At 72.9% G+C, this 1,049-nt stretch carries 1 protein-coding gene; it reads right to left on the bottom strand.

The window, feature by feature from the left end; translation table 11 throughout:
• Positions 1-1,049, bottom strand: a 1,049-nt coding sequence (locus tag L7D48_RS29010; RefSeq protein ID WP_237884108.1) for a homocysteine S-methyltransferase family protein, incomplete at both ends; no start/stop codon positions are given.

Genomic DNA, 1,049 nt, shown 5'->3' on the forward strand with positions numbered 1-1,049 from the left:
CCGTCCTCGTAGTTCACACTGTTGATCACCGCGCGGCCGCCCAGCCTCTCCAGCCCCGCCGCGATGACGGCCGGCTCGGTGGAGTCCAGAACGATCGGCAGCGTGGAGGCCGTCGCCAGCCGCCCGGCCAGCTCGGCCATGTCCGCCACACCGTCGCGCCCGACGTAGTCCACGCACAGATCCAGCATGTGCGCGCCCTCGCGGATCTGCTCCCGCGCGATCTCCACGCAGTCCTCCCACCGCCCTTCCAGCATGGCGGTGCGGAACTTCTTCGACCCGTTGGCGTTGGTACGCTCCCCGATCGCCAGATACGAGGTGTCCTGCCGGAACGGCACCGCCTGGTACAGCGACGCCGCCCCCGGCTCCGGCCGCACCTCCCGCCCGGCCGGCGCCGCCCCCCGCACCCGCTCGACCACCTGCCGCAGATGCTCCGGCGTCGTGCCGCAGCACCCGCCCACCAGCGACAGCCCGTACTCGGCCACGAACGACTCCTGCGCATCCGCCAGCTCGCCCGGCGTGAGCGGATAGCGCGCACCGTCGGCGGTCAGCTCCGGCAGCCCCGCGTTCGGCATACAGGACAGCGGGATGCGGGAGTGACGGGCCAGATACCGCAGATGCTCGCTCATCTCCGCCGGGCCGGTGGCGCAGTTCAGCCCGATCATGTCGATGCCCAGCGGCTCCAGCGCCGTCAGGGCCGCCCCGATCTCACTGCCCAGCAGCATCGTGCCGGTCGTCTCCACCGTCACCGAGCAGATCACCGGAACCGACACCCCGGCCGCGTCCAGCGCCCGGCGCGCCCCCAGCACCGCCGCCTTGGTCTGCAGCAGGTCCTGGGTGGTCTCGACCAGCAGAGCGTCCGCCCCGCCCGCCAGCAGACCCTCGGCATTGCGCTGATAGGCGTCCCGCAGCGTGCGGTACTCGACATGGCCGAGGGTGGGCAGCTTGGTGCCCGGCCCCATCGCCCCCAGCACCCACCGCTGGCGCCCCGTGTCCCGTGTGAAGGCGTCGGCCACCTCGCGCGCCACCCGGGCCCCGGCCTCGGACAGCTC

The sequence above is a fragment of the Streptomyces sp. ICN903 genome (assembly GCF_022015835.1).
Lineage (GTDB): Bacteria > Actinomycetota > Actinomycetes > Streptomycetales > Streptomycetaceae > Streptomyces > Streptomyces fenghuangensis.